The sequence below is a fragment of the Streptomyces sp. NBC_00576 genome, assembly GCF_036345175.1.
GTDB lineage: Bacteria > Actinomycetota > Actinomycetes > Streptomycetales > Streptomycetaceae > Streptomyces.
This window is the reverse complement of sequence record NZ_CP107780.1, coordinates 2417057-2439787: the sequence shown is the minus strand read 5'-3', so window position 1 is coordinate 2439787 and position 22731 is coordinate 2417057. Positions and strand designations below refer to the sequence as shown.

Annotated in this window: 14 protein-coding genes and 1 pseudogene; 11 read left to right on the top strand and 4 right to left on the bottom strand. The window is 70.0% G+C overall.

The features are described from left to right. The first annotated feature begins 45 nt into the window (after window positions 1–45). From OG734_RS10255 to OG734_RS10220, 8 genes are all read left to right on the top strand, one after another. A complete protein-coding gene (locus OG734_RS10255; protein ID WP_330287179.1) occupies window positions 46–3330 on the top strand; it encodes a type I polyketide synthase in 3285 nt (1094 codons plus the stop codon). After that, window positions 3327–4826, top strand: coding sequence for an FAD-dependent monooxygenase (locus OG734_RS10250; protein ID WP_330287178.1), 1500 nt, complete (start codon window positions 3327–3329; stop codon window positions 4824–4826). Before OG734_RS10255 ends, OG734_RS10250 begins: the two co-directional genes overlap by 4 nt. Window positions 4827–5121: 295 nt before the next feature. After that, window positions 5122–6366 (top strand): cytochrome P450, encoded by a 1245-nt coding sequence (locus tag OG734_RS10245; protein ID WP_330287177.1) that lies wholly within the window; start codon window positions 5122–5124, stop codon window positions 6364–6366. Beyond that, window positions 6363–6584: a ferredoxin gene (locus OG734_RS10240; RefSeq protein ID WP_330287176.1), complete on the top strand. Its 222-nt coding sequence runs from the start codon at window positions 6363–6365 to the stop codon at window positions 6582–6584. The genes OG734_RS10245 and OG734_RS10240 overlap by 4 nt, the downstream gene beginning before the upstream one ends. Continuing rightward, window positions 6581–8041, top strand: a complete 1461-nt coding sequence (locus OG734_RS10235; protein WP_330287175.1) for an MFS transporter — start codon at window positions 6581–6583, stop codon at window positions 8039–8041. Before OG734_RS10240 ends, OG734_RS10235 begins: the two co-directional genes overlap by 4 nt. 204 nt (window positions 8042–8245) lie before the next feature. Next, window positions 8246–9058, top strand: coding sequence for a hypothetical protein (locus OG734_RS10230; RefSeq protein ID WP_330287174.1), 813 nt, complete (start codon window positions 8246–8248; stop codon window positions 9056–9058). Between the two features lie 26 nt (window positions 9059–9084). Continuing rightward, on the top strand, window positions 9085–12258 hold the full coding sequence (locus OG734_RS10225) for a non-ribosomal peptide synthetase (RefSeq protein WP_330287173.1): 3174 nt from the start codon (window positions 9085–9087) through the stop codon (window positions 12256–12258). Further along, entirely contained in the window at window positions 12255–13046 is a 792-nt protein-coding gene (locus tag OG734_RS10220; RefSeq protein ID WP_330287172.1) for an AfsR/SARP family transcriptional regulator, read from the top strand. Before OG734_RS10225 ends, OG734_RS10220 begins: the two co-directional genes overlap by 4 nt. Window positions 13047–13124: 78 nt before the next feature. Here OG734_RS10220 and OG734_RS10215 read toward each other — a convergent pair whose 3' ends face one another. Beyond that, complete coding sequence (locus OG734_RS10215) at window positions 13125–14669, bottom strand: MDR family MFS transporter (RefSeq protein ID WP_330287171.1); 1545 nt, start codon at window positions 14667–14669, stop codon at window positions 13125–13127. A gap of 180 nt (window positions 14670–14849) precedes the next feature. Here OG734_RS10215 and OG734_RS10210 point away from each other — a divergent pair, with 180 nt between their 5' ends. Beyond that, window positions 14850–15515, top strand: coding sequence for a TetR/AcrR family transcriptional regulator (locus OG734_RS10210; protein ID WP_330287170.1), 666 nt, complete (start codon window positions 14850–14852; stop codon window positions 15513–15515). 164 nt (window positions 15516–15679) lie between these two features. Here the strand turns inward: OG734_RS10210 and OG734_RS10205 are convergent, their stop codons facing one another. After that, window positions 15680–16456 carry a thioesterase II family protein gene (locus OG734_RS10205; RefSeq protein ID WP_330287169.1) on the bottom strand — a complete coding sequence of 259 codons (777 nt, stop codon included), beginning with the start codon at window positions 16454–16456 and terminating at the stop codon, window positions 15680–15682. A gap of 144 nt (window positions 16457–16600) precedes the next feature. Here OG734_RS10205 and OG734_RS10200 point away from each other — a divergent pair, with 144 nt between their 5' ends. Next, window positions 16601–20143, top strand: coding sequence for a multifunctional oxoglutarate decarboxylase/oxoglutarate dehydrogenase thiamine pyrophosphate-binding subunit/dihydrolipoyllysine-residue succinyltransferase subunit (locus OG734_RS10200; RefSeq protein WP_330287168.1), 3543 nt, complete (start codon window positions 16601–16603; stop codon window positions 20141–20143). 55 nt (window positions 20144–20198) lie between these two features. Here OG734_RS10200 and OG734_RS47940 read toward each other — a convergent pair. After that, window positions 20199–20463, bottom strand: a pseudogene (locus tag OG734_RS47940) (IS630 family transposase); the annotation flags it as partial. A gap of 668 nt (window positions 20464–21131) precedes the next feature. Next, on the bottom strand, window positions 21132–21683 hold the full coding sequence (locus OG734_RS10195; protein WP_330287167.1) for a non-ribosomal peptide synthetase: 552 nt from the start codon (window positions 21681–21683) through the stop codon (window positions 21132–21134). Between OG734_RS10195 and OG734_RS10190 the strand changes: the two genes are divergently transcribed. After that, window positions 21658–22074 (top strand): hypothetical protein, encoded by a 417-nt coding sequence (locus tag OG734_RS10190; RefSeq protein WP_330287166.1) that lies wholly within the window; start codon window positions 21658–21660, stop codon window positions 22072–22074. The genes OG734_RS10195 and OG734_RS10190 overlap by 26 nt on opposite strands. The last annotated feature ends 657 nt before the right edge of the window (window positions 22075–22731 follow it).

The window sequence follows — 22731 nt, the reverse complement described above, 5'->3', positions numbered from 1 at the left end:
CGGCTGCGGCCGTCCCCAACGAGGCTGAGAAGAGGCTGAACCTGCATGACAAACGAAGAGAAGCTCGTCGACTACCTCAAGTGGGTCACGGCCGATCTCCAGCGGACCCGCGAACGCCTCCAGGAAGTGGAGGCCGAACGGCTGGAGCCGGTCGCCGTGGTCGGCATGGCGTGCCGCTTCCCCGGCGACGTCCGTGCCCCGGAGGACCTGTGGCACCTGGTGGCCTCCGGTACCGACGCCATCGGCGACCTGCCCACCGACCGGGACTGGGACCCGGACCTGTACGACCCGGATCCCGAGCGGCCGGGCCGTGCCACCACCCGCCAGGGCGGATTCCTGTACGACGCGGCCGAGTTCGACGCCGAGTTCTTCGGCATGTCCCCGCGCGAGGCACTCGCCGTCGACCCGCAGCAGCGGCTGCTGCTGGAGACCTCCTGGGAGGCGGTGGAACGCGCGGGCATCGTCCCCGGCACGCTCCGCGGCGAGCGCGTCGGTGTGTACGTCGGCGCGATGTACGGCGACTACGGCTCCCGGCTGCGGCAGGTACCGAGAGACCTGGAGGGCTTTATCGGCAGCGGCAGCGCGGGCAGCGTGGCCTCGGGCCGTGTCGCCTACACCCTTGGTCTGGAGGGCCCGGCGGTGACGGTGGACACGGCGTGTTCCTCGTCCCTCGTGGCGATCCACCTGGCGATGCAGGCGCTGCGGCGCGGCGAGTGCACCCTCGCACTCGCCGGCGGTGTGACCGTGATGGCCACCCCGGGCGTCTTCGTGGAGTTCAGCCGCCAGCGCGGGCTGGCCCCGGACGGCCGCTGCCGGGCGTTCGCGGCGGGTGCGGACGGTACGGGCTTCGCCGAGGGCGCGGGCATGCTGCTCCTCGAGCGGTTGTCGGACGCGCGGCGGAACGGGCACCGGGTGCTGGCGGTGATCCGGGGCAGTGCGGTCAATCAGGATGGTGCGTCGAACGGGTTGACGGCGCCGAACGGTCCGGCCCAGCAGCGGGTCATCCGGCAGGCGCTGGCGGACGCCGGTCTGTCGGCGGCCGAGGTGGACCTGGTCGAGGCGCACGGTACCGGTACGGCGCTGGGTGATCCGATCGAGGCCGATGCGCTCATCGCCACGTACGGCCGGGAGCGGTCCGGGGACCGGCCGTTGTGGCTGGGTTCGTTGAAGTCGAATATCGGCCACACGCAGGCCGCGGCCGGTGTCGGTGGTGTGATCAAGATGGTGGAGGCCATCCGCCACGGCGAGCTGCCACGGACCCTGCATGTGGACGAGCCCTCTCCGCACGTGGACTGGTCCGCGGGTACGGTCCGGCTGCTGACCGAAGCCCAGGAGTGGCGGAGCGACGGTCCGCGCCGGGCCGCGGTGTCCTCCTTCGGGATCAGCGGCACCAACGCCCACCTGATCCTGGAACAGGCACCCGAGGAGGACCGGCCCACTGCCATGGAGACGGCGGCGCCACTCCTGCTGTCGGCGCGGTCGCCTCAGGCACTGCGGGACCAGGCGAACCGGCTGCGCGTGCACCTGGCGGCGCGGACCGGGATCGGGATGGGCGATGTGGCGTACACACTGTCCACGGCCCGTACGGCGTTCAAACACCGCGCCGCCGTCCTGGGCACCGACCGCGAGGCACTGCTCACCGGACTCGAGGCCCTGGCCGAGGGCAGGGAGGCCCCCGGCGTGGTGCGCGGGAAGGCCGTCACCAAGAACCGTACGGCGTTCCTCTTCACCGGTCAGGGTGCCCAACGCGTGGGAATGGGCCGGGAGTTGTACGAGGGCTTCCCGGTGTTCGCCGCCGCCCTGGACGAGTTGTGCGGGCATCTGGATCCGCTGCTGGGACGGTCGCTGCGGGAGGTGATGTTCGACGGCCCGGCCCAGACGCTGGACCGCACGGCCTTCACCCAGCCCGCGCTCTTCGCGTACGAGGTGGCGCTCTTCCGGCTCGTCGAGTCCTACGGCGTACGTCCGGATGTGCTGATCGGGCACTCGGTCGGGGAGCTGGCGGCGGCGCACGTCGCCGGCGTGCTGTCGGCCGGCGACGCGTGCGCGCTGGTGGCGGCGCGCGGGCAGCTGATGGAGGCCGCCACGTCGGGCGGAGCCATGGTCGCCGTCCGGGCTTCCGCCGAAGAGGTGGCCGCCTCGCTGCCGGAGGGCGATCCGGTGGCGATCGCCGCGGTCAACTCGCCCGGCTCCACGGTCGTCTCCGGTGACGCCGACGCCGTGGCGGCGACGGCCGCGCACTGGAGGGAACGCGGCGCCAGGGTTCGCCGGCTGTCGGTCAGCCACGCCTTCCACTCCGCGCACATGGACCCGGCCCTCGACAAGTTCCGCGGGGTGGCCGCCACCGTCGAGTTCCGGCCGCCGACCCTGCCGGTCATGTCCAACCTGACCGGCGAGGAGGCCACCGCCGAGCAGCTGACGTCCCCGGACTACTGGACCCGGCACATCCGCGAGACCGTCCGCTTCGGCGACTGCGTCCGCGGCGCCGAGGCCCGCGGAGTGACCGCCTTCCTGGAGATCGGGCCCGACGCGGTCCTCGCCCCGCTCGCCGCAGAGTGCCTGTCGGCCGACGCCCTGTCCGCCGACGCGCTCACAGCTCCCGCCGTGCGGCGCGACCGGTCCGAGGCGCAGAGCCTGCTTGCCGCCCTGTGCCGGCTCCACCTGCACGGAGTCGCGGTGGACCGGTCTGCGCTGGTCCCGTCGGCCGGCGCCGTCGAGCTGCCGACGTACGCCTTCCAACGGCGCCGGTACTGGTTGCGGGACACGGCCTGCGAGCCGGGCGAGCGGCTGGACGGCTGGTTCTGGACGGCCGTGGCGAACGGCGACACCGAGGCGCTCGTCGACACCCTTGGTCTCACCCCCGGACAAGTGGCCTCCGCCGAAGGACTGTTGACCGCCGCGCGGCGGTGGCGCGAGGACGCGCTGAGAGCGGTCGCCGTACTCGATGGCCCACCGCCGGCGGGGGACGCCCGGGAAGCCGTCGCGGACGGTCTGCCGCACAGTCCCGACGCGCTGGCCGAGTGGCTCGCGGGGCACGACCGTGCCGGCCGGGAACGCCTGTTGCTGACACTGATCCGCACCATGGCGGCCGAGGTGCTCGCGCTGCCCGGTCCCGACGATCTCGACCCGGAGGCCGACTTCCTCGACGTCGGGTTCTCCTCGCTGACCGCCGTGGAGCTGCGCAACCGGCTGTGCGCCGTGACCGGGCTGGCGCTGCCGCCCGGCGTCATCTACGACCTGCCTACCCCGCGCGCGGTGGCGGCCTGTCTGGACGAGGAACTGAGCGAGAGGGAAGCAGTGGGCGAACCGACCCCGGAGGCGACGGCGTGAACGACACCGTGGTGATCGCCGGCGGGGGACCCGCAGGCCTGATGCTGGCCTGTGAACTCCAGCTGGCCGGGGTGCCCGCCGTGGTTCTGGAGGGCCGGCCGGTACGCGAGCGGTCGTCCGGCGGGATGCTGCTGCACGCCCGCTCGGTCGACGCGCTGCGCAGACGCGGCCTGGCGGACCGCTTTCGCGACGCCACCACTCCCGTCTGGCCGCGCACCCACTTCGCCTTCCTCTGGCTGGACCTGTCCGAACTCGGCGACACCGACTACGACCTGATCGCCCCGCAATGGCGCACCGAGGAGCTGCTGGAGCAGCGCGCGGTGGAGTTGGGCGTGCGCGTCCTGCCCGGCCACCGGCTTATCGGGCTGCGCGAGGACGCCGACGGGATCGCGGTTCGGGTGCGTTCCGCCGCAGCTGAGCAGGTGTTGCGCTGCGCCTTTCTGGTGGGGTGCGATGGCCCGCACAGCACCGTGGCGGAGCTGGGCCGTTTCGAATTCCGGACGTTGGCGCCGTCGTACTACGGAGTGATCGCCGACGTGCAAGTGTCCGGCGACGCCCAGGAGCACTTCCGGGCCGGTGTCCACCCCAACGGCCAGTTCGGCGTGCTGCCCATGAACCCGAGCGACCCGTCCGAAGTGCGGCTGATGACCGTCGAGTTCGACCGTGAACCGCCGGCCGCCGACGTTCCGGTGACCGCCGAGGAGATGCGCGCCGCGATCCGCCGGATCACCGGTGTCGACGCCGACTTCGCCGAGCCGCGCTGGATGACCCGGTACGGCAGTCCCACACGGCTGGCCACCTCGTACCGCAAAGGACGGTTGCTGCTCGCCGGCGACGCCGCCCACCCGCATCCCCCGTCCTCAGGCAACGGACTGAACACGGCCTTGCATGACAGCGTGAACCTGGGGTGGAAGCTCGCTGCGACGATCCACGGCTGGGCGCCGGCCGGCCTGCTCGACACGTACCACGACGAGCGGCACCCTGTCGGCCGCCGGGCCTGCATGCGCGCGCTTGCCCAGGTACCGCTCCAGCACCCGCCGGAGCGGGCGGAGCCACTGCGCGAGCTGTTCGCCGAGCTGATCGAGTTCTCCGATGTCAACCGGCACCTGGTCCAGGCCGTCACCCGGGTGCGCTACCCAATCGCCTACCCCGGCCTCCAGGGCAGGGGCCACCCGTTGCTCGGTGCCACGCTGCCCGACGTGACCCTGCGCACGGTGGACGGCGAGGTGGAGGCGGCGGGGCTCCTGGCGGACGGCCGCGGGCTGTTGCTGTCCCTCGGCGCGGACGAGACCCCCGATCTCACTGGCTGGACGGACCGCTTGGACGTCGTCCGCGCGGACAAGGCCGAGGGCCTGGACGCCCGATGGCTGCTGGTCCGGCCGGACGGTCACATCGTCTGGGTCGACACCGGCGAGGGCGACCAGGAGGCGCTGCGGGCTGCGATGACAAGCTGGTTCGGACCGGCCCGGAAACCCCGGACCGTGCACAAGGGTTGACGGGCGGCGCCCGGCCGGGAACCGGCCACGGCAACACACTGGGCCAGGCCCCGCGCCCAACGCACCCTCCGTACGAGATCCGTCCTGGTCACGGCGCGTTTCACCACCCCGCGCAAGGCTCGCCCCGCTCCCGCCGAAGGGTCGGCCCGTCGAACGGACCGGGCCCGTCGTGCCCGGCCGCAGGCGCTTAGTCCTGCCTTAAGGGCGTCCTTAGTGGCCCCCTCCATCCTGGCTGAAGATGCACCGTGTGCGGCCGGTCGCCGCACACGGTTCGGACGTCGGAGGGAGTTGGCGGATGAACCAGACGGCGGCGCAGCACCAGGGGTGCCCGGTGGCACCGGGCACCCCACAGGAGCGGATCCGGAGATGGAGCGCCTACCAACCGTGGCTCCAGGCAGACCCGGTCGGCGCGTGGCAAGAGATCCGGGAGTACGGACCGGTGCTGCGCTCCGAGGAGTTCGGCGGCTACTGGATCCTCACCCGGTACGCCGACATCGAGTGGGCGGCCCGCAATCCGGACCTCTTCTCCAGCGCCGACATCGGAATACCCAACCGCCAGATATACAAGGACAAGCTCATCCCGATCCAGCTCGACGGGGAGGACCACCGCAAGTGGCGGCAGGCCCTGTCGGCCCTGTTCAACCCCGCCGTGGTCAACCACATCACCCCGCAGATCCGCGAGGCGGCCGTGGACGCCATCGAGCCCATCGCCGCCCGCGGTTCCTGCGAATTCGTCGAGGACTTCGCGGTTCGGCTGCCCGCTGAGACCTTCCTGATCAACTTCGGTATCGACCGCTCCTACCTGCCGGAACTCCTCGACCACAAGAACTGGTTGCGCCGCGAGGGCCTGCCGAACGCCAGGAACGACGAGGAGCTGCATGCGGCCGGACGGCCGTTGTGGGAGTTCTTCAGCGCCGCCGTCGACGCGCGCCGCGCCGAGGGCATCGAGGGCCGGCGTGACGTCATCAGCTCACTGCTGCGCGCCGAGCACGAGGGCCGGCCGCTGACCCAGGACGAGATCGTCAACATCATCCTGATGACGATGTTCGCCAGCCTGGACACCTCCAACTCGTTGCTCAGCATGGTCTTCCGGCACCTCGCCGAGCACCCCGGGACCCAGCGCACGGTCGTCGAGGAACCGCACCGCGTCCCGGCCATGGCCGAGGAGCTGATCCGCCACGAGGCGATGGTCTCCACCGCCCGTGTGGTCACCCGGGAGGTCGAACTGCACGACGTCAAGCTCCGCGTGGGCGACCGGGTACTGATGTCCTGGGGCATGGCGGGAATCGACCCCGAGGTCTTCGAGCGTGCCGACGAGGTCGACTTCGACCGGCAGTCGGCGCGCCACCTCGCCTTCGGTATCGGCCCGCACCGCTGCCTCGGCATGCACCTCGCCCGCCGGATCGTGAAGGTCGCGCTGGAGGAGTGGCACGCCAGAATCCCGGAATACCACATCACCCCCGGCACCGAGCCGGTCTCCCGTTACTCGCCGATTCGCGGTCTGGACCGCCTGGACCTCACGCTGGGGGCGGCCCGATGAGCGAGCGGTTCGGCATCCGGGTCGACGCCGAGGTCTGCCAGGGGTACTCCCTGTGCCACGCCATGGCGCCCGATGTCTACGAGATCGACGAGAACACCGGTTTCAACGGCATGGGGGAGTTCGAGGTGCACGAGCGGCTGCGCGGCCCGGCCGCGCGTGGTGCCGCGGCCTGCCCCGAACGCGCCATCACGCTGCTGTCCGAGGCGGTGGAGCGATGAGCGAGCCCTCGCTGCTGTCCCAGAACACCGGCACACAGGACAGCGCGACTCCGGTACGGCATCCCGGTGTCACCCTCGCGGTGATCATCAGCTGCCAGCTGATGATCGTCGTCGCGACGACCGTGGTGAATATCGCGCTGCCCGGTATCCGGCAGGATCTCGGCTTCTCGCCGACCGACCTCTCCTGGGTCGTCAACGCCTACATGCTGACCTTCGGCGGCCTGCTGCTGCTCGGCGGTCGGTGCGGTGACCTGCTCGGCCGCCGTGCGGTCTTCCTGACCGGCATCGCGATCTTCACCGCCTGCTCACTGCTGGCCGCGCTCTCGCCGACGGCGCCGGTGCTGCTGGCGGCCCTCGTGGGCCAGGGCCTCGGCGCCGCGCTCGCTGAGCCGACCTCGCTGGCGATGCTGGCCACCACCTTCGCGGAGGGCCCGCAGCGCAACCGCGCGCTCGGCGCGTTCTCCACCGTGGCCGGCGCGGGCACCGCCGTGGGAATGATCCTGGGCGGCCTGCTCTCCCTGGCCTCCTGGCGCTGGACGCTTTTTCTCAACGTGCCGATCGGCATCGCCGTTCTGCTGGTCACCCCGCGGTTCGTCGCGGAGTCCGAACGCCGGCCCGGCCGGTTCGACCTGGCGGGCGCGCTGACCTCCACGAGCGGCATGGCGGCCCTGGTGAACACCTTCATCCAGGCGCAGAGCCACGGCTGGACCGACCGGGCCACGCTGCTCTCGGGAGGAGCGGCCGTGCTGCTGCTGGCGATCTTCGTGGTGGTCGAACTGGGGGCCGAGCAGCCGGTGGTGCCCCTGCGCCTGCTGGCCCGGCGTGAGCGCGCGGCCGCCTATGCGGACACCCTGCTGGTCGGCGCCACCGTCTCCGGACTGTTCTTCTTCCTCACCCAGTTCCTGCAGACGGTGCTGGGCTTCAGCGGACTGCGGGCCGGCTTCGGGTTCCTGCCTCTGGCTGTCCTCATGATGGTCTCCGCGGTCGCCGCGCCGCGCCTGCTGGCCCGGTGGGGTGCCCGGCCGCTGCTGGTCGTCGGCGCGGCGGTGCTCGGTGCCGGGACGTTCTGGTTCTCCCGTATCACCGAGCAGACCGGTTACGCGAGCGGGCTGGCCGTTCCGCTGGTCCTGGTCGGTCTCGGGCTGGGGCTGACCATCATGCCGCTCAACTCCATCATTCTCGCTGGAGTGTCCCGCGGAGAGGCCGGTGCCGCCTCCGGGCTCCAGCAGGCCATGCTGCGGGTGGGTGCCTCGCTGGGCCTGGCGTTGCTCGTCACGGCAGGCGGGGGCGGCCTCGGCGCCCATCGCGCGCCCGCTCCCGGTACGGGGCACGGAGCACTCGTCCACAGCATTGAGACGGGATTCACGGTCGCCACAGGTTTCGTTCTTTGTGCACTGGTTCTCGGACTGCTCGCATTTCGGAAGGGATCGACCAGCCCTGCTCGAAATGACAACTGACGATCATTCAGGGAAGTAATTCGACTGTTGTGGCATCGTGCGCGAGTGCTAAGTTGCCATTGCATCCATCTCCGACATGAAAGGAATTCCATAGGTTCGGAGTTGCTCATCTCGCAATATGAGATGAGGCATTCCAATCACCTATTCAGGCAAAGCGGTAGCCAAAGATTCCCCAAATTCACCTCAAGAATTCGGAATGGGATAATGACCGCGAATGTATGGAACGTTCTGAGCGGCACCGGAGCCACCGCGGCAGTGCTGGCCTCCGACTTTCCGGCGACCGGCCGCACCGTAGCCGGATTCGCCGATCTGGTGCGCGAGTTCGGCGATGCCGCGCCCACCGTGTGGGAGACCGCCCCGCCCCGGCCCGGCCGGGAGGCCGGAATGACCGGAGACGACTATCTCCGGCACTGGCAGCCGGGAGTGGAGTCCGCCGGACCGGTGAGCGCGGTGCTCGGCTTCTGTGTGGGCAGCGTGTTCGCCGCCGGGCTCGCCGCCGAGATCGGCCGCCGGCAGGGCAATGCGCCGCGCCTCGTCCTGTTCGACCCCGAGCGGCCCGACGCCGACCTGCTGCATCGCCACTACCACGAACTCATTGGCGGCCTCTCCCCGATGCTCTCTCCAGACGAGATCGACGAGGCGCGCCGCGCCGGCGAGGACACCCGGCGAGCACACACGGCCATGCGCCCGCTGGCCGAGGAACTGTGCGAGTTGTTCCGCAAGTACGGCGAGCCCGCCTTCCGGCGCACCGGCCTGGACGCGGAGCGCGGCGCCGAAGTCGTCGCCACGTTCGCCTCCTTTCTCGGCTACCTCGTCGCCGCCTCCGACCTCGACCCGCGCGAGGCCTGGGCGAACGCGGTCGCCATCAGCTCCGCCACGCCGCACAGTGGCCTCAACCCCCTCCCCGCACGGGAGCGCTCGGCGCTGGTGGCCCGCGAGATCTCCTTTGAACTCCCGCACACGGGACTGCTCCGTGACACCGGCGTCGCGCGAACGGTGTCCGAGCTTCTCGCGTGACGGTGTCCGAAAAGGAAGGAACAGCAATGCAGGCGTTGGGAATCGGGGCATCCACCGAGGTTCGCGGCCTGGACAGAGCAGAGGCCGCCGGCCGTAAGGAGGAAGCGCTCTGGCTGCTGGAGCGACTGGCCCCGCGCAGCGCGGCCAACAATCTGTCGGTCGCCTTCCAGGTGGACGGCAGGCTCCAGGAGTCCCCGTTGCAGGAGGCCCTCACCCTCCTGGTGCGCAGACATGAGGTGCTGCGCAACGTCTACCGGTCCTCCGGGGCCCACTTCACCCGGTCCGTCCTCGACCCCTCGACCGTGAACCTCGTCCCGCGCGTGCTCACCACGCGCCCGAAGGACCTCGACACCGACCTGACGGCCTTCGTCGCCGAGCGCTTCCCGCTTGACGGCAGTCTGCTGCAACGCGCCGCCGTCTTACGCGGCGCCGGCGGCGACGTGTTCTGCCTGGCCGTCCACCACCTGGTCTTCGACACCCTCTCGGGTGTCTCTTTCCTGTCCGAACTGGCCGAGGCCTACGGCGCCCTGGTCGGGACCGGTGTACCACCGTCGGCCCTGCTGGAGCCGGTGCCGGCCCTCGTCGAGCCCGAGCCCGCCGAGGAGAGCCTGGGGTTCTGGCGCAGCCAACTCGCCGACTATGACCTGAGCGCTCTCGACCTGTGGTGCGGCGTGCCGGACGCCGCCGAACCGACCCTGGTCGGGGACCGGGTGCTCCACGACCTGTCCGAGGCCGCCCGAGCGGCGGTGAAGCGACTTCAGCGGGAGCTCCGGGCCCCGGAGACGGCCGTCCTGCTCGCTGCCTACCAGCTGCTGCTGGCCGCCCATGGCGCCGGACCCGACCTGGCGGTCGGCTCGCCCGTGGACGTACGCCCGCGCGAGGCGGCGGGCGCCATCGGCTACCACGTGAACGTGCTGCCGCTGCGGGCCCGCGTGACACCCGGGCAGACCGTCCGCGCCTTCGTCCGCGGCACCCGTGACGTCTTCTTCGACGCCTTGGCGCACGCCGACGTTCCGGTCGACCACCTGACCCCGCTGGTGCCGCGCGGCGGCTCCAGCTGGCGGAACATGCTGTTCCGGCACCTCTTCAACTATGTGCCCGGCAGTGTCCTGCCCCGGTTCACCATCGGCTCACTGCAGGCCGAACCACTGGTGGTGGAGAACGGCTTCAGCAAGTTCGACCTGGAGTTCTTCGTGGTCGCCGCACCGGACCGGCTGCGTGTCCGGGCGGTCTACTGCACCGATCTGCTGGCCCGTCAGGACGTCGAACTGCTCCTGGAGCGCTACGACGCCCTGTTGGTCCAGCTGGCCGAGGACGTCGAGCGGCCGATCGGCGCGTTGCGGGTGTGGAGCGACCGGGACCGCGAGGTGATCGCGGCAGCCAACCGAACCCAGGCGGAGGTGGGTTCGGAATCGGTTCTCTCGGCGTTCACAGACGGGCTTCTGGCCCGCCCGGACGCCCCGGCGGTGCACACGGCGGACGGCACCACCAGCTACCGGCAGGTGTGGCATGCGGCGCTCACCGTACGGGAGCGGCTGACCGAGGCCGGGGTGCGGGGCGGCGACGTGGTCGCCGTCGCCGCCCAGCGCGGTCCCGAACTGGCCGCGGCCGTCCTTGGGAGCTGGCTGGCCGGTGCCGCGTACCTGCCGCTCGACCCCGAGCATCCCGAGCAGCGGATCGCCTACCAGCTCGCCGACTCCGGCGCCCGCGCCGTCCTTGCGGGGCCGGGAGTCCGCCTGACGGGCACGGGCGACCGGACGGTGCTGACCCTGGCCCCGGCCGGTGACGCGCCCGCCCGGCCGCTGCCGGCCGAGCCCGTGGCGGCCGACCCCGCCGCAGCCGCGTATCTCATCTACACGTCGGGCTCGACCGGCCGGCCCAAGGGCACTGTCGTCGGCCACCGGGCGCTGGCCAACCTCGTCGCACACTTCGGGACCGAGCTGGACGCAGGCCCGGACACCACCGCGGTGTGGCTGACCACCTTCTCCTTCGACATCTCCGCGCTGGAGTTGTACGTCCCCCTCGCGTACGGCGGCAGCGTCGTGGCCGCCCCGGACGCGGCCCGCACCGACGGCGGTGTCCTGCGCGAGCTGATCGAACGGCACGACGCGGACGTAGTCCAGGCCACCCCCACCACCTGGCGGTTGGTGCTCGATGCGGCCGGCTCCGCCCTGCGCGGCCGCCGCGTCCTGTGCGGCGGTGAGGCGGCGCCGCGACCGCTGGTGGAGCGGCTGGTGGCCACCGGCTGCACCCTGCACCATGTATACGGCCCCACCGAGACGACCATCTGGTCCACCTCGGGGATCCTGCGACCGGGCGACGACCCCGAGCCTGCCGGGATCGGCCGGCCCATCGCCAACACCCAGGTCATGGTGCTCGCACCGGACGGCACCGAACTGCCGATAGGCGTGCGCGGTGAGCTGTGCATCGGCGGTGACGGCGTCGCCCACGGCTACCACGGCAGACCCGAGCTGACCGTCGAACGGTTCGTGGACGACCCCGAGCGGGGCCGCTACTACCGGACTGGGGACCTGGCCCGCTGGCGGGCCGATGGCACCCTCGAACTGCTCGGCAGGGCCGACCGCCAGATCAAGCTGCGCGGCAACCGGATCGAACCGGGCGAGATCGAGGCCGTACTGCTCGCCCACCCCTCCGTCCGTGGCGCGGCGGTCGCGCTGGTCGGCGATCCCGACACCGACGCGGGCCTGGTCGCCTTCGTCGAACCGGCCGGCGCCGGTTCCGCCGATGCGACCGAGGACCTGGTGGAGCGGCTCTGGGAGCACGCCCGGGCCGAGCTGCCGCGCGCCCTGGTACCGCAGGAGTTCCTGGTCCTGGACGCGCTTTTGACCACCCTCAACGACAAGGTGGACTACCCTGCGCTGGCGGAGCTGGCCCGGGCACGGCGGGCCGAGACCGCGGCCCAGAGCTCGGCGGACCGCACCGAAGACACGTTGGTGCGAGACCTGATCGGGCTGTGGCAGCGCGTGCTGAATCGCCACGACATCACCGCAGACACCAACTTCTTCTCCCACGGCGGGCATTCACTGCTCGGAGCGCTGGTGGTGCAGGAGGCCGAGGCGCTCCTCGGGGCGCGGGTCGCGCTGTCCGAACTGTTCGAGCATCCGACGCCGTCAGGGCTGGCCGGACATCTGCGCGCGGCCGGAGGGGACCAGACAGAGGGAAGGCGGGAGAACGAATGAGATACCGGGTATTAGGGCCGCTCCAGGTCATCGACGACGAAGCCGTCCGTCAGATCAGCGCACCCAAGATGGAGAACGTCCTCGCCACCCTGCTGGCACGTGCCAACCAGGTTGTCTCGGTGCCGCAGCTCACACTGGAGATATGGGGCGAGAACCCGCCCCGGCGGGCCACCTCGGCAATCCACGTCTACATATCCCAGTTGCGCAAACTGCTGTCCGAAGCCACCTCGGACGAGTCCCCGCGAGTGGTCGGCCCGATCGTCACCTCGACCTCGGGCTACCTGCTCCAGGCGAAGCCGGACGACCTGGATTGCCGGGTCTTTCAGCGACTGGTGCAGCACGGGCGCAGCGAACTTACCGCACGCCGGTTCACGGCGGCCAGCACGATCCTGTCCGACGCGCTCGACCTTTGGCGCGGCTCGGCGTTCGGCCAGCTCGGCAGCGGGCCGATCGTCACCGGGTTCACCGACTGGCTGGAAGAACTGCGTCTGGAATGCATCGAGATGCAGATCGAGGCCGAACTGGCCCTCGGTCACCACCGCGAGCTGGTGGGCCGACTGTACCGGCTGATCTCGGAGCACTCGCTGCACGAGGTGTTCTACGCGCAGCTGATGCGCGCGCTGTTCGCCTCCGACCGGCGGGCCGACGCGCTGGCCGTGTACATGCAGGCTGCGGACGTGCTGCGCAACGAGCTGGGTCTGGAACCGGGTCTGCGCCTGCGCGAGTTGCAGCGGGTGGTGCTGATCGCGGACAGCCGGCACCGAGTGGCGCTGGCACCGGCGGTCTGACGCAACGTGGAGAATGGCCCTGTGGCGAGCGCTCGCCACAGGGCCATTCTCCACGTTGCGCACACCTGGTCCGTGGGCTCAGCTCGCGGACCCGGCCTGCTGGGGTTTGGCGGGCGCGGGGGCCTGTGCCTGCTTGCTCTTGTCCTGCAGGAACAGCGCCACCAGGAAGGCGACGACGAAGAACGGCAGGGCCCAGCGGAACATGTTCTGGGTGCCGCTGGCCACGGCGTCCACGTACGCGGTGTGGGCCGACGGGGACAGCGACTCGATCGCGCTCGAACCCGCACGACCGCCGTTGTTGTGCACGGCGCTCAGTTCGGCGGGGGAAAGCTTGGAGTTGAGGGAGTCGGTCAGCCGGCTGGTGAACACGGTCGCGAAGAGCGCCGTACCGAACGAGCCGCCGACGGAGCGGAAGAACGTCAGCGTGCCGCTGGCCACGCCCATGTCCTTCAGTTCGACGCTGTTTTGGGTGATGACCATGACGTTCTGGAACAGCAGCCCCAGACCGATACCGAAGACCACCATGTAGACCGAGGCGATGACGCGGGAGGTGTCCACGTCCAGCATCGACAGCAGGAACGAGCCGACGCTCAGGAACACCCCGCCGGCCAGGAGGATTGGCCGGTGGCGGCTGGACTCGCTCATCAGTCGGCCGCTGTACATCGAGGCGACCAGCATTCCGCCGAGCACGGGAAGCAGCAGCAGACCGCTGCTGGTCGCGGACAGATCCTGCACGCTCTGCTGATAGACCGGCAGGTAGGTGATGGTGCCGTAGAGGGCGATGCCGACGAGGAAGCCGAGCACCAGGCTGGCCACGAAGTTGCGGGAGCGGAACAGGTGCGGCGGCAGGATCGGCTGGGCAGCGCGGCGCTCGACCACCACGGTGGCGATGACGGCGACCACCGCGAGCGCGATCAGACCGAGGATGGTGGGCGAGCCCCAGGCGTACTGGTTGCCACCCCAGGTGGTGAACAGCACCACAGCGGTGCTGGCCACGGAGAGCAGGGCGGCACCGAGGTAGTCGATGCGGCCGGCGACCCGGTTGTGCGGCAGGTTGAGCCGGGCCGTCACGAACCAGACGGCGACGGCGGCGATCGGCACGTTGAGGTAGAACGCCCAGCGCCAGGAGGCGTGGTCGGTGAGCGCGCCACCGAGCAGCGGACCGCCGACGGTGGCGACCGCGCTGAGAGCGGCGATGTAGCTCTGGTACTTGCCGCGCTCCTTCGGGGGAGCCATGACGCCGATCACCGACATCACGCCCACCATCAGTCCGCCCGCGCCGATGCCCTGAAGAGCACGGAAGGCGATCAGCGCTCCCATGGACTGGGCGACACCGCAGAGCACGGAACCGATTGTGAAGATCAGGATCGAGGCCAGGAGCAGCTGCCTGCGACTGAAGAAGTCGCTCATCCGGCCCCAGAGCGGGGTGGAGACCGTGGAGGTCAGGATGTATGCGGTGATGACCCAGGAAAGGCGGTTGAACCCGCCGAGGTCGCCCGCGATGGTCGGCAGAGCGGTGGTGACGATCATCGCGTCGAGCATGGAGAGCAGGAGCGCGAGCATCAGCCCGGGCAGCACTCTGTGGAGGCCGGAGTTGGGGCTTGGCGCCGCTGAAGTTGACACGGTGGGGACTCCCCGGAAATGGAAGGAACGGGTGGAACCAGTCGAGCTAACCGGGTCCACTGACCCGGTTGCGGACGATACGGTGCCGCCGCCCCGGTTGTCAACGGAGTGCGGTTACAATCGAAGGCCTCCGCCGCCCTGAGGCGTACCCGCGGGGTCTTGTCACGACCGGGAGGCACCATGGCAGTCGGGAAGTCGACGGGGCTGGACTCCGCCATCCCCTATGCGCCGCCACCCCCACGGCCACTGCGCGCCGACGCCCGCCGCAACCGCGACCAGATCCTCGCCGCCGCACTGGAGACCTTCGCGCTGGAAGGGCACTCGGTCTCGCTGGATGAGATCGCGCGCCGCGCTGGCGTCGGGCCGGGCACCGTGCACCGGCACTTCCCCACCAAGGAGCTGCTGTTCGAGGCCGTGATCATCACCCGGATCCAGCGGCTGACCCAGAAGGCCCGCGCGCTGACCGGCCTGGCGGATCCCGTCGGTGTGCTGTTCGGCTTCCTCTTCGACGTCCTGGAGGAGGGGCGCGCCAAGAAGGACCTGGTCGATGCGCTGATCGGGGCAGGGGTCGACGTCGGTGAGGTCACGGGCCCAGCCGCCCTTGGCCTGAACGAGGCACTCGGCGAGCTGCTGACGCGGGCTCAGGAGGCCGGTGTCCGCGAGGACGTAACCGTTGCCGATCTCATGGCAGTCATGGCGAGCACCCTGATCGCGGCGCAGCGCACAGGTGACGCGCAGCTGCCCAGCAGAATACTCGCGGTCTACTGCGACGGTCTGCGTGGTGAGGGCAGCTTGGCGGCCGAGCGGTGGAGGCAGGCCGGTGACGGCCCGGCACGGGGGGAGTGACATGCGAAGCGGGGGTGGGACGCACGGCGGCGCGCGCCGAGGCGGGCGGGGGGTGACGACGGTCCCGACGGCGCCGCCCGACGGCGGGCGGCGCCACATGCCGACTCGGCCGCCGGAGAGCGTTGGGGGCCGCCATGACGAGCGGTCATGTCACGAGCCCCGGCTCACAGATGCTCGCGCAGCGCCGCCCGAATTCCGGCCACGACGGCATCCCTCTGCTGCTCCAGATAGAAATGACCGCCTGGCAGCACCCGCAGGTCGCAACCCCCGCTGGTGTGCTCCTCCCAGGGGTGGGCGTCCGCCTCCGAGACCCGGGGGTCGGCGTCCCCGATCAGCACGGTCACCGGGCAGGCGACCGAGGCCCCAGGCTCACCCCGATAAGTCTCGATCGCCCGGTAATCGGAGCGGATCGTCGGGAGAAGCAGGGCCCGCAATTCGGGATCGGTGAGCAGTGCGGGATGTGTACCGCTGAGCGCCTGCAACTCGGCGACCAGCCCGTCGTCGTCCTTGCGGTGCACGAATTCCGGGCGAAAGACGCTGGGCGCCCGCCGGCCCGAGGCGAAGAGGCGCAGCACCTGCGGACCCGGCCCGTCCTGCAGCCGACGGGCCGTCTCGAAGGCTACCGCCGCACCCATGCTGTGGCCGAAAAACGCCAAGGGCTCGTTCGGGTGACGCCCTCTCAGCACCTCGGCCGCCCGGTCCGCCAATGCGTCGATCGTGTCCAGGAACGGCTCTCCTCGCCGGTCCTGCCGCCCCGGATACTGCACCGCCAGCACCTCGATTCCGGGCCGCAGGAGTTTGGCGTACGGGAAGTAGAAGCTTGCCGAGCCCCCGGCGTGCGGGAAGCATACGAGGCGAAGTCCGGGGACTGCGGATCCGCTTTCCGAACCTGCGTCGAATGTCCGTATCCAGGCGTCGTAGTCGAGTGCTGCAGCGGTCATGGGTACTCCTTGTGTGCTGCGGAACTTGGCAGTTGCAGACTAACGGCAACTGGTCTTATTTTGCAGACCAATTACTGCAGATGAACGGAAGTGCGGAGTAGTCTCCGCGGAGAGTTTTTCGTTACCGACGGAAGTTGAATACCGATGCCCGAGGGATCAGTTCCGATTCAGAGTTTCGGCGCCAATGAGTGGGTCGTCGAAGAAATCCGCCAGCAGTACCGCGAGGACCCCGATTCGGTCGACCTGTCCTGGCGTGAATTCTTCGGTTCCCAGAGAGCGGGCGCCGGGACCCGGTCCGGGGCAACCGGCGGCAGATTGATCCCCGCCCCTTCGACCGCCCCCGCCGCGGCGCCGGAGCGGATCTCGGCCCTCACCGCCGACCTCTCCCCGGACATTCCCACGGCGACATCGGTACGGGCGTTTCCGGCCAAGTTGCTGATCGACAACCGGATCGTCATCAACAACCATCTCAAGCGAGCCCGTGGCGGGAAGACGTCCGTCACGCACCTCGTCGGATACGCCCTGGTACGAGCGGCGCGGCTCCATCCGGGCATGAACCACAGCTACACGATGCGGGACGGCAAGCCCACCCTGGTCAAGCCCGAGCACATCAACCTCGGCCTGGCCGTCGACGTGGTGGAGCCGAACGGCGCGCACCGGATGGACGTCGTGGTCATCAAGCAGGCCGAGACGATGGACTTCAGGACGTTCTGGCAGAGCTGCGAGGCCGCCGTGGCCCGGGCCCGGGAGAGCCGGCTCACCCCGGAGGACCGCACCGGGGCCACTCTGTCGCTCGCCAACCTCGGTGCCATCGGCACGGTCCACGCGGTGCCGCGCCTGCCGCAGGACCAGGGAACGATCGTGACCGTCGGCGCGATGGAATACCGGGCCGAGTTCCAGGGCACCTCCCAGGACACGCTGAACAGGCTCGGCATCTCGAAGACCATGACCCTGACGTCGACGTATGACCACCGGGTGATCCAGGGCGCCGCCTCCGGCGAGTTACTCCGGACCATGCACCAACTGCTGCTCGGCGAGGACGACTTCTACGACGAGGCCTTCACGTCGCTGCGCATCCCCTACGAACCGGTCCGCTGGGTCGCCGACGTGACTGAAGCGCACGACGACGTCACCAAGGCCGCCCGGGTCTTCGAGCTGATCCACTCCTACCGGGTCCGCGGCCACGTCATGGCCGACACCGACCCGCTGGAGTACCGCCAGCGCAAGCACCCCGACCTGGACATCACCGAGCACGGGCTCACCCTGTGGGACCTGGAGCGCGAGTTCGCCGTGGGCGGCTTCTCCGGCAAGTCCCTGATGAAGCTGCGCGACATCCTCGGCGTGCTGCGCGACTCGTACTGCCGCACCACCGGCGTCGAGTTCATGCACATCCAGGACCCGAAGCAGCGCAAGTGGATCCAGGACCGCATCGAGCGCCCGCACTCCAAGCCGGAGCGCGAGGAGCAGCTGCGCATCCTGCGCCGGCTGAACGCGGCGGAGGCCTTCGAGACCTTCCTGCAGACGAAGTACGTCGGCCAGCGACGGTTCTCGCTGGAGGGCGGTGAGTCGGTCATCCCGCTGCTGGACGCGGTGCTGGACTCGGCCGCCGAGTCCCGTCTGGACGAGGTCGTCATCGGCATGGCCCACCGTGGCCGGCTGAACGTGCTCGCGAACATCGTCGGCAAGTCGTACGCGCAGATCTTCCGGGAGTTCGAGGGCAACCTGGACCCGAAGTCGATGCACGGCTCCGGCGACGTGAAGTACCACCTGGGCGCCCAGGGCGTGTTCACGGGCCTGGACGGCGAGCAGATCAACGTCTCGCTGGCCGCCAACCCGTCCCACCTGGAGACGGTCGACCCGGTCATCGAGGGCATCGCCCGCGCCAAGCAGGACATCATCAACAAGGGCGGCACGGACTTCACGGTCCTGCCGGTCGCCCTGCACGGTGACGCGGCCTTCGCGGGCCAGGGCGTGGTGGCCGAGACGCTCAACATGTCGCAGCTGCGCGGCTACCGCACCGGCGGCACCGTCCACATCGTCATCAACAACCAGGTCGGCTTCACCGCCGCCCCGGAGTCGTCGCGCTCCTCCATGTACGCCACGGACGTGGCCCGCATGATCGAGGCGCCGATCTTCCATGTGAACGGCGACGACCCTGAGGCCGTCGTCCGCGTCGCTCGCCTGGCCTTCGAGTTCCGCCAGGCGTTCAACAAGGACGTCGTCATCGACCTCATCTGCTACCGCCGCCGTGGTCACAACGAGTCCGACAACCCGGCGTTCACGCAGCCCCTGATGTACGACCTGATCGACAAGAAGCGCTCGGTGCGCAAGCTCTACACCGAGTCCCTCATCGGTCGCGGCGACATCACCCTGGAAGAGGCCGAGCAGGCGCTCCAGGACTTCCAGGGCCAGCTGGAGAAGGTCTTCACGGAGGTCCGCGAGGCCACCGCGCAGTCCGCCGCGGCCGCCTCCCCGGAGCCGCATGACGACTTCCCGGTTTCGGTCCCCACCGCGATCTCCACGGAGGTCGTCAAGCGGATCGCCGAGTTCCAGGTCAACATCCCCGACCACGTCACCGTCCACCCGCGGCTGCTGCCGCAGTTGCAGCGCCGGGCGTCGATGATCGAGGACGGCACGATCGACTGGGGCATGGGCGAGACGCTCGCGATCGGCTCGCTGCTCCTGGAGGGCACCCCGGTGCGCCTCTCCGGGCAGGACTCCCGCCGGGGCACGTTCGGCCAGCGCCACGCGGTCCTCATCGACCGGGTCACCGGCGAGGACTACACCCCGCTCCAGTACCTCGCGGACGACCAGGCCCGCTACAACGTCTACGACTCGCTGCTCTCCGAGTACGCGGTCATGGGCTTCGAGTACGGCTACTCGCTGGCCCGCCCCGACGCGCTCGTGCTGTGGGAGGCCCAGTTCGGCGACTTCGTCAACGGCGCCCAGACGATCGTCGACGAGTACATCTCGGCCGCCGAGCAGAAGTGGGGCCAGACGTCCGGCGTCACCCTGCTGCTCCCCCACGGCTACGAGGGCCAGGGCCCGGACCACTCCTCGGCCCGCGTCGAGCGGTTCCTCCAGCTGTGCGCCCAGAACAACATGACGGTCGCGCAGCCGACGCTCCCGTCGAACTACTTCCACCTCCTGCGGTGGCAGGTGCACAACCCGCACCACAAGCCGCTGGTCGTCTTCACCCCGAAGTCGATGCTCCGTCTCAAGGCGGCGGCCTCGAAGTCGGAGGAGTTCACGACGGGCCAGTTCCGCCCGGTCATCGGCGACGCGTCGGTCAACCCGGCCGCCGTGAAGAAGGTCGTCTTCTGCGCCGGCAAGGTCTACTACGACCTGGAGGCCGAGCGCACCAGGCGCGGGATCACGGACACGGCGATCATCCGCATCGAGCGCCTGTACCCGCTGCCCGGCGCCGAGGTCCAGGCGGAGGTCAACAAGTACCCGAACGCCGAGAAGTACTTGTGGACCCAGGAGGAGCCGGCCAACCAGGGCGCCTGGCCGTTCATCGCCCTCAATCTGATCGACCACCTGGACCTCGCGGTCGGCGCGGACGTCCCGCACGGCGAGCGCCTGCGCCGTATCTCCCGCCCGCACAGCTCCTCCCCTGCGGTGGGCTCTGCCAAGCGCCACCGCCAGGAGCAGCAGCGCGTCATCGAAGAGGTCTTCATGCCCTGATGGCGTTGCCGGGTCGCATCGTCCGGTGCCCGAGACATCAACAGCGGCTGCTCGGAAACACCGTCAGCCACTCGCGTTCGGCGATCAACTCGCGCCTGGCGTAGGAGACATCGGTGTTCAGCCGGTCCCACACCAGCACGAGCTGCGCCTTGACCAGCCGGTGGACACCGTCGATCAGCGCGATGAAGTCGCGCTCGCCATGCTGCGACGCTTGACCTTGCCCGCAGGGTGGGTGTGTAGGCGGTGCTCAGACGGGTGCGTGAGCCGGGCCGCAACGCGATCAGCCCGGCGACCGAGAGCCGCCCCGAGCGGCGCCCACCGCAGTTCGGGCGCACGATCTCTACGAGCGCCATCTGCAGGATCTTCCTCAGCCAGCCGGCGCGTCCGCATCGCGCCGGCCCTGGCCGACCCGGCCGGTTCTCGGATGGCCGCCACGCTGGGCAACACGGCGGACCGGATGGGGCCGGCACATCCTGGACGGCCGTGACTCGTTGGTCTTTCCACGGCGGAAGCGCGTGAGCCGGAGCCGCCGGACGATCGACGACGGATGGCTGAGCATCACTACCGCGCGGTGCTCCAAGTGCTGGACGGGGCGCCGGTCGCGCAGGGTAGCCCGCCAGTTCGGTGCGTCGCGGCAGCCGGCGTACACCTGGAGCGAGCGGTACCACGCCGGCGGGCTGGAGGCGCTGGTGGCCAGGTCGTGCCGACCGTACTTCGCTGCGCATCAGGTGCCCGCCGAGGTCGGTCGATCGAGGCCCTGGTCTGCGAACTACGCCGCTCCTACCCACGCCGGGGCGCTCGCCGGATCGTCCACGAGCTGGGCGGCACGGGCTGGTGCCGGTGCCCAGCCTGTCCACGGTGCGCCGCGGCCCGTGTGACCGTACTGGGGTCTCCGACCCGGGCCGGGAGGACCGCAGCGCCCCGCGAGGGGTGCACACAACCCCGCCCGAAAGTTCCTCTGCCTGCGGTTGGTTGCAGTCGGACTCGCTCACTGGACCAGTTCGATGTGTGGATGGTCCGGGGATGCCGGGCAGACGTGGAGTTGCAGGTCGTAGCCGCTGGCGATGTCGATCAGGGTGAAGTTCGCGGGCGGGGTGCCGAGGAGGAGCGGAGTCGGGTACGTGCGTTCCTCCTCGGGGGTCCAGCTCTCGCTGCTGGAGTCCCATTCCGCGCACGCGATGGTGAGGAGGGGGGTCGCCTCGGTGCCGCATTCGGGGCAGGGGCGGGGCATGGGGTCGGTGAGGCCCCAGCGGGTCCAGCCGCCGGTCTTCCAGCCGGGGGCGTGGCACAGCTTGCTGAAGTAGAACTCCTGCGGGGTCATCGCGTCACCGCTGTCCCACGCGGATCCGACTGTCTCCCACCGGCTCATGTCGCCCAGCTGCTCTTGCAGCTCCTTGCTCAGTTCCATGGGGTTGGGGTACTCGGTGACCTGCTCCGGTGCGAGCAGGCACGGTTGCGGGAGGTGGCTTTCGAACTGGATCACGGGCGGCTCGGGCGGGGCGTCGAGGACGTCGGTGACGGTGGTGGAGGACCGGAACAACGGCAGCAATCCGGCCGACAGCGGCACCAACGACGACGTCAACGAGAACGGCAGCGGAGGCGACAACGACGAGTGGTACTCGGACGGCGGCTGGTGGGCCGACGCCTTCAACTACGTCAGCATCGGCGCGGGATTCATCTCCGCCGGCCTCGGGGTCGCCAGCCTCGTCTTTCCCCCGTTCGCCGTCGTCGGTGTCCCGGCCGCGGCGATCTTCGGCGGCATCGCGATGGGAGCCGGCGCGCTGAGCACCCTGTTCACCAGCATCGAATACGGCTTCACCAGCGGCGAGTTCATGTGGTCCGCGGCCGGCACCGCGCTGAGCCTGGTCACCTACGGCCAGTCCAGGTGGATCACCCCGGTCGCCAAGAGGGTGGCTCCCGCGGTGAAGTAGGTCGCGGAGGAGGGCAAGGAGCTCGTGTCCTCGATCACCAGCGGCCTGTCGTCGATGTTCTGACCGCCGTCCCGTGAGCCGTCTCGGCTCCCCGTCGGGTGATCGGCTTGGTGTTCAACCTTGGCCGGTCACCCGACCCGCTGATCTTGGTTTGAGTAGGGCGGCCGTTCTTCACGCTTCGAAGTGTCGAGCAACGTCGCGTGAAGGAACGGCTGCTGGTGAAGGGTCTCGCCCCTGAACAGCCCGATGACGCCGCGCTGGGCATCCTGTGGTACTCCAGCCCGCGGCGCACCCACATTCCGTCATGTGATGGCGCCAGTGCAGGTCGGCGCCCTCTGGCACACCGAGTTCATCGAAGTCCTGCACGACGATCCGCCGAAGCCTGCCGACGGTGGCGTAGGCGAGTGTCGTCTTCCCCGAGCAACTGGAGCCGGTGAGCTTGAAGAGCGTCGCGTCAGGAGTCAGTGAAGCGAGAGCGCCGAGCCCCTGCTCGAATTGTCTGACGGTGACAACCCGGCTGCAGGCAGGGAGTTGGGGTCGCTGTCCGAGATTGGATTGTCACCGGTGGTGACGAGGGAAGCGCAAAGGGAGCGCGGACGCCTTTGGATGGGGAGAGGCCGGTCAGCCGCTGCTCCAGGCGCGAGTTTTCCGCAGCAC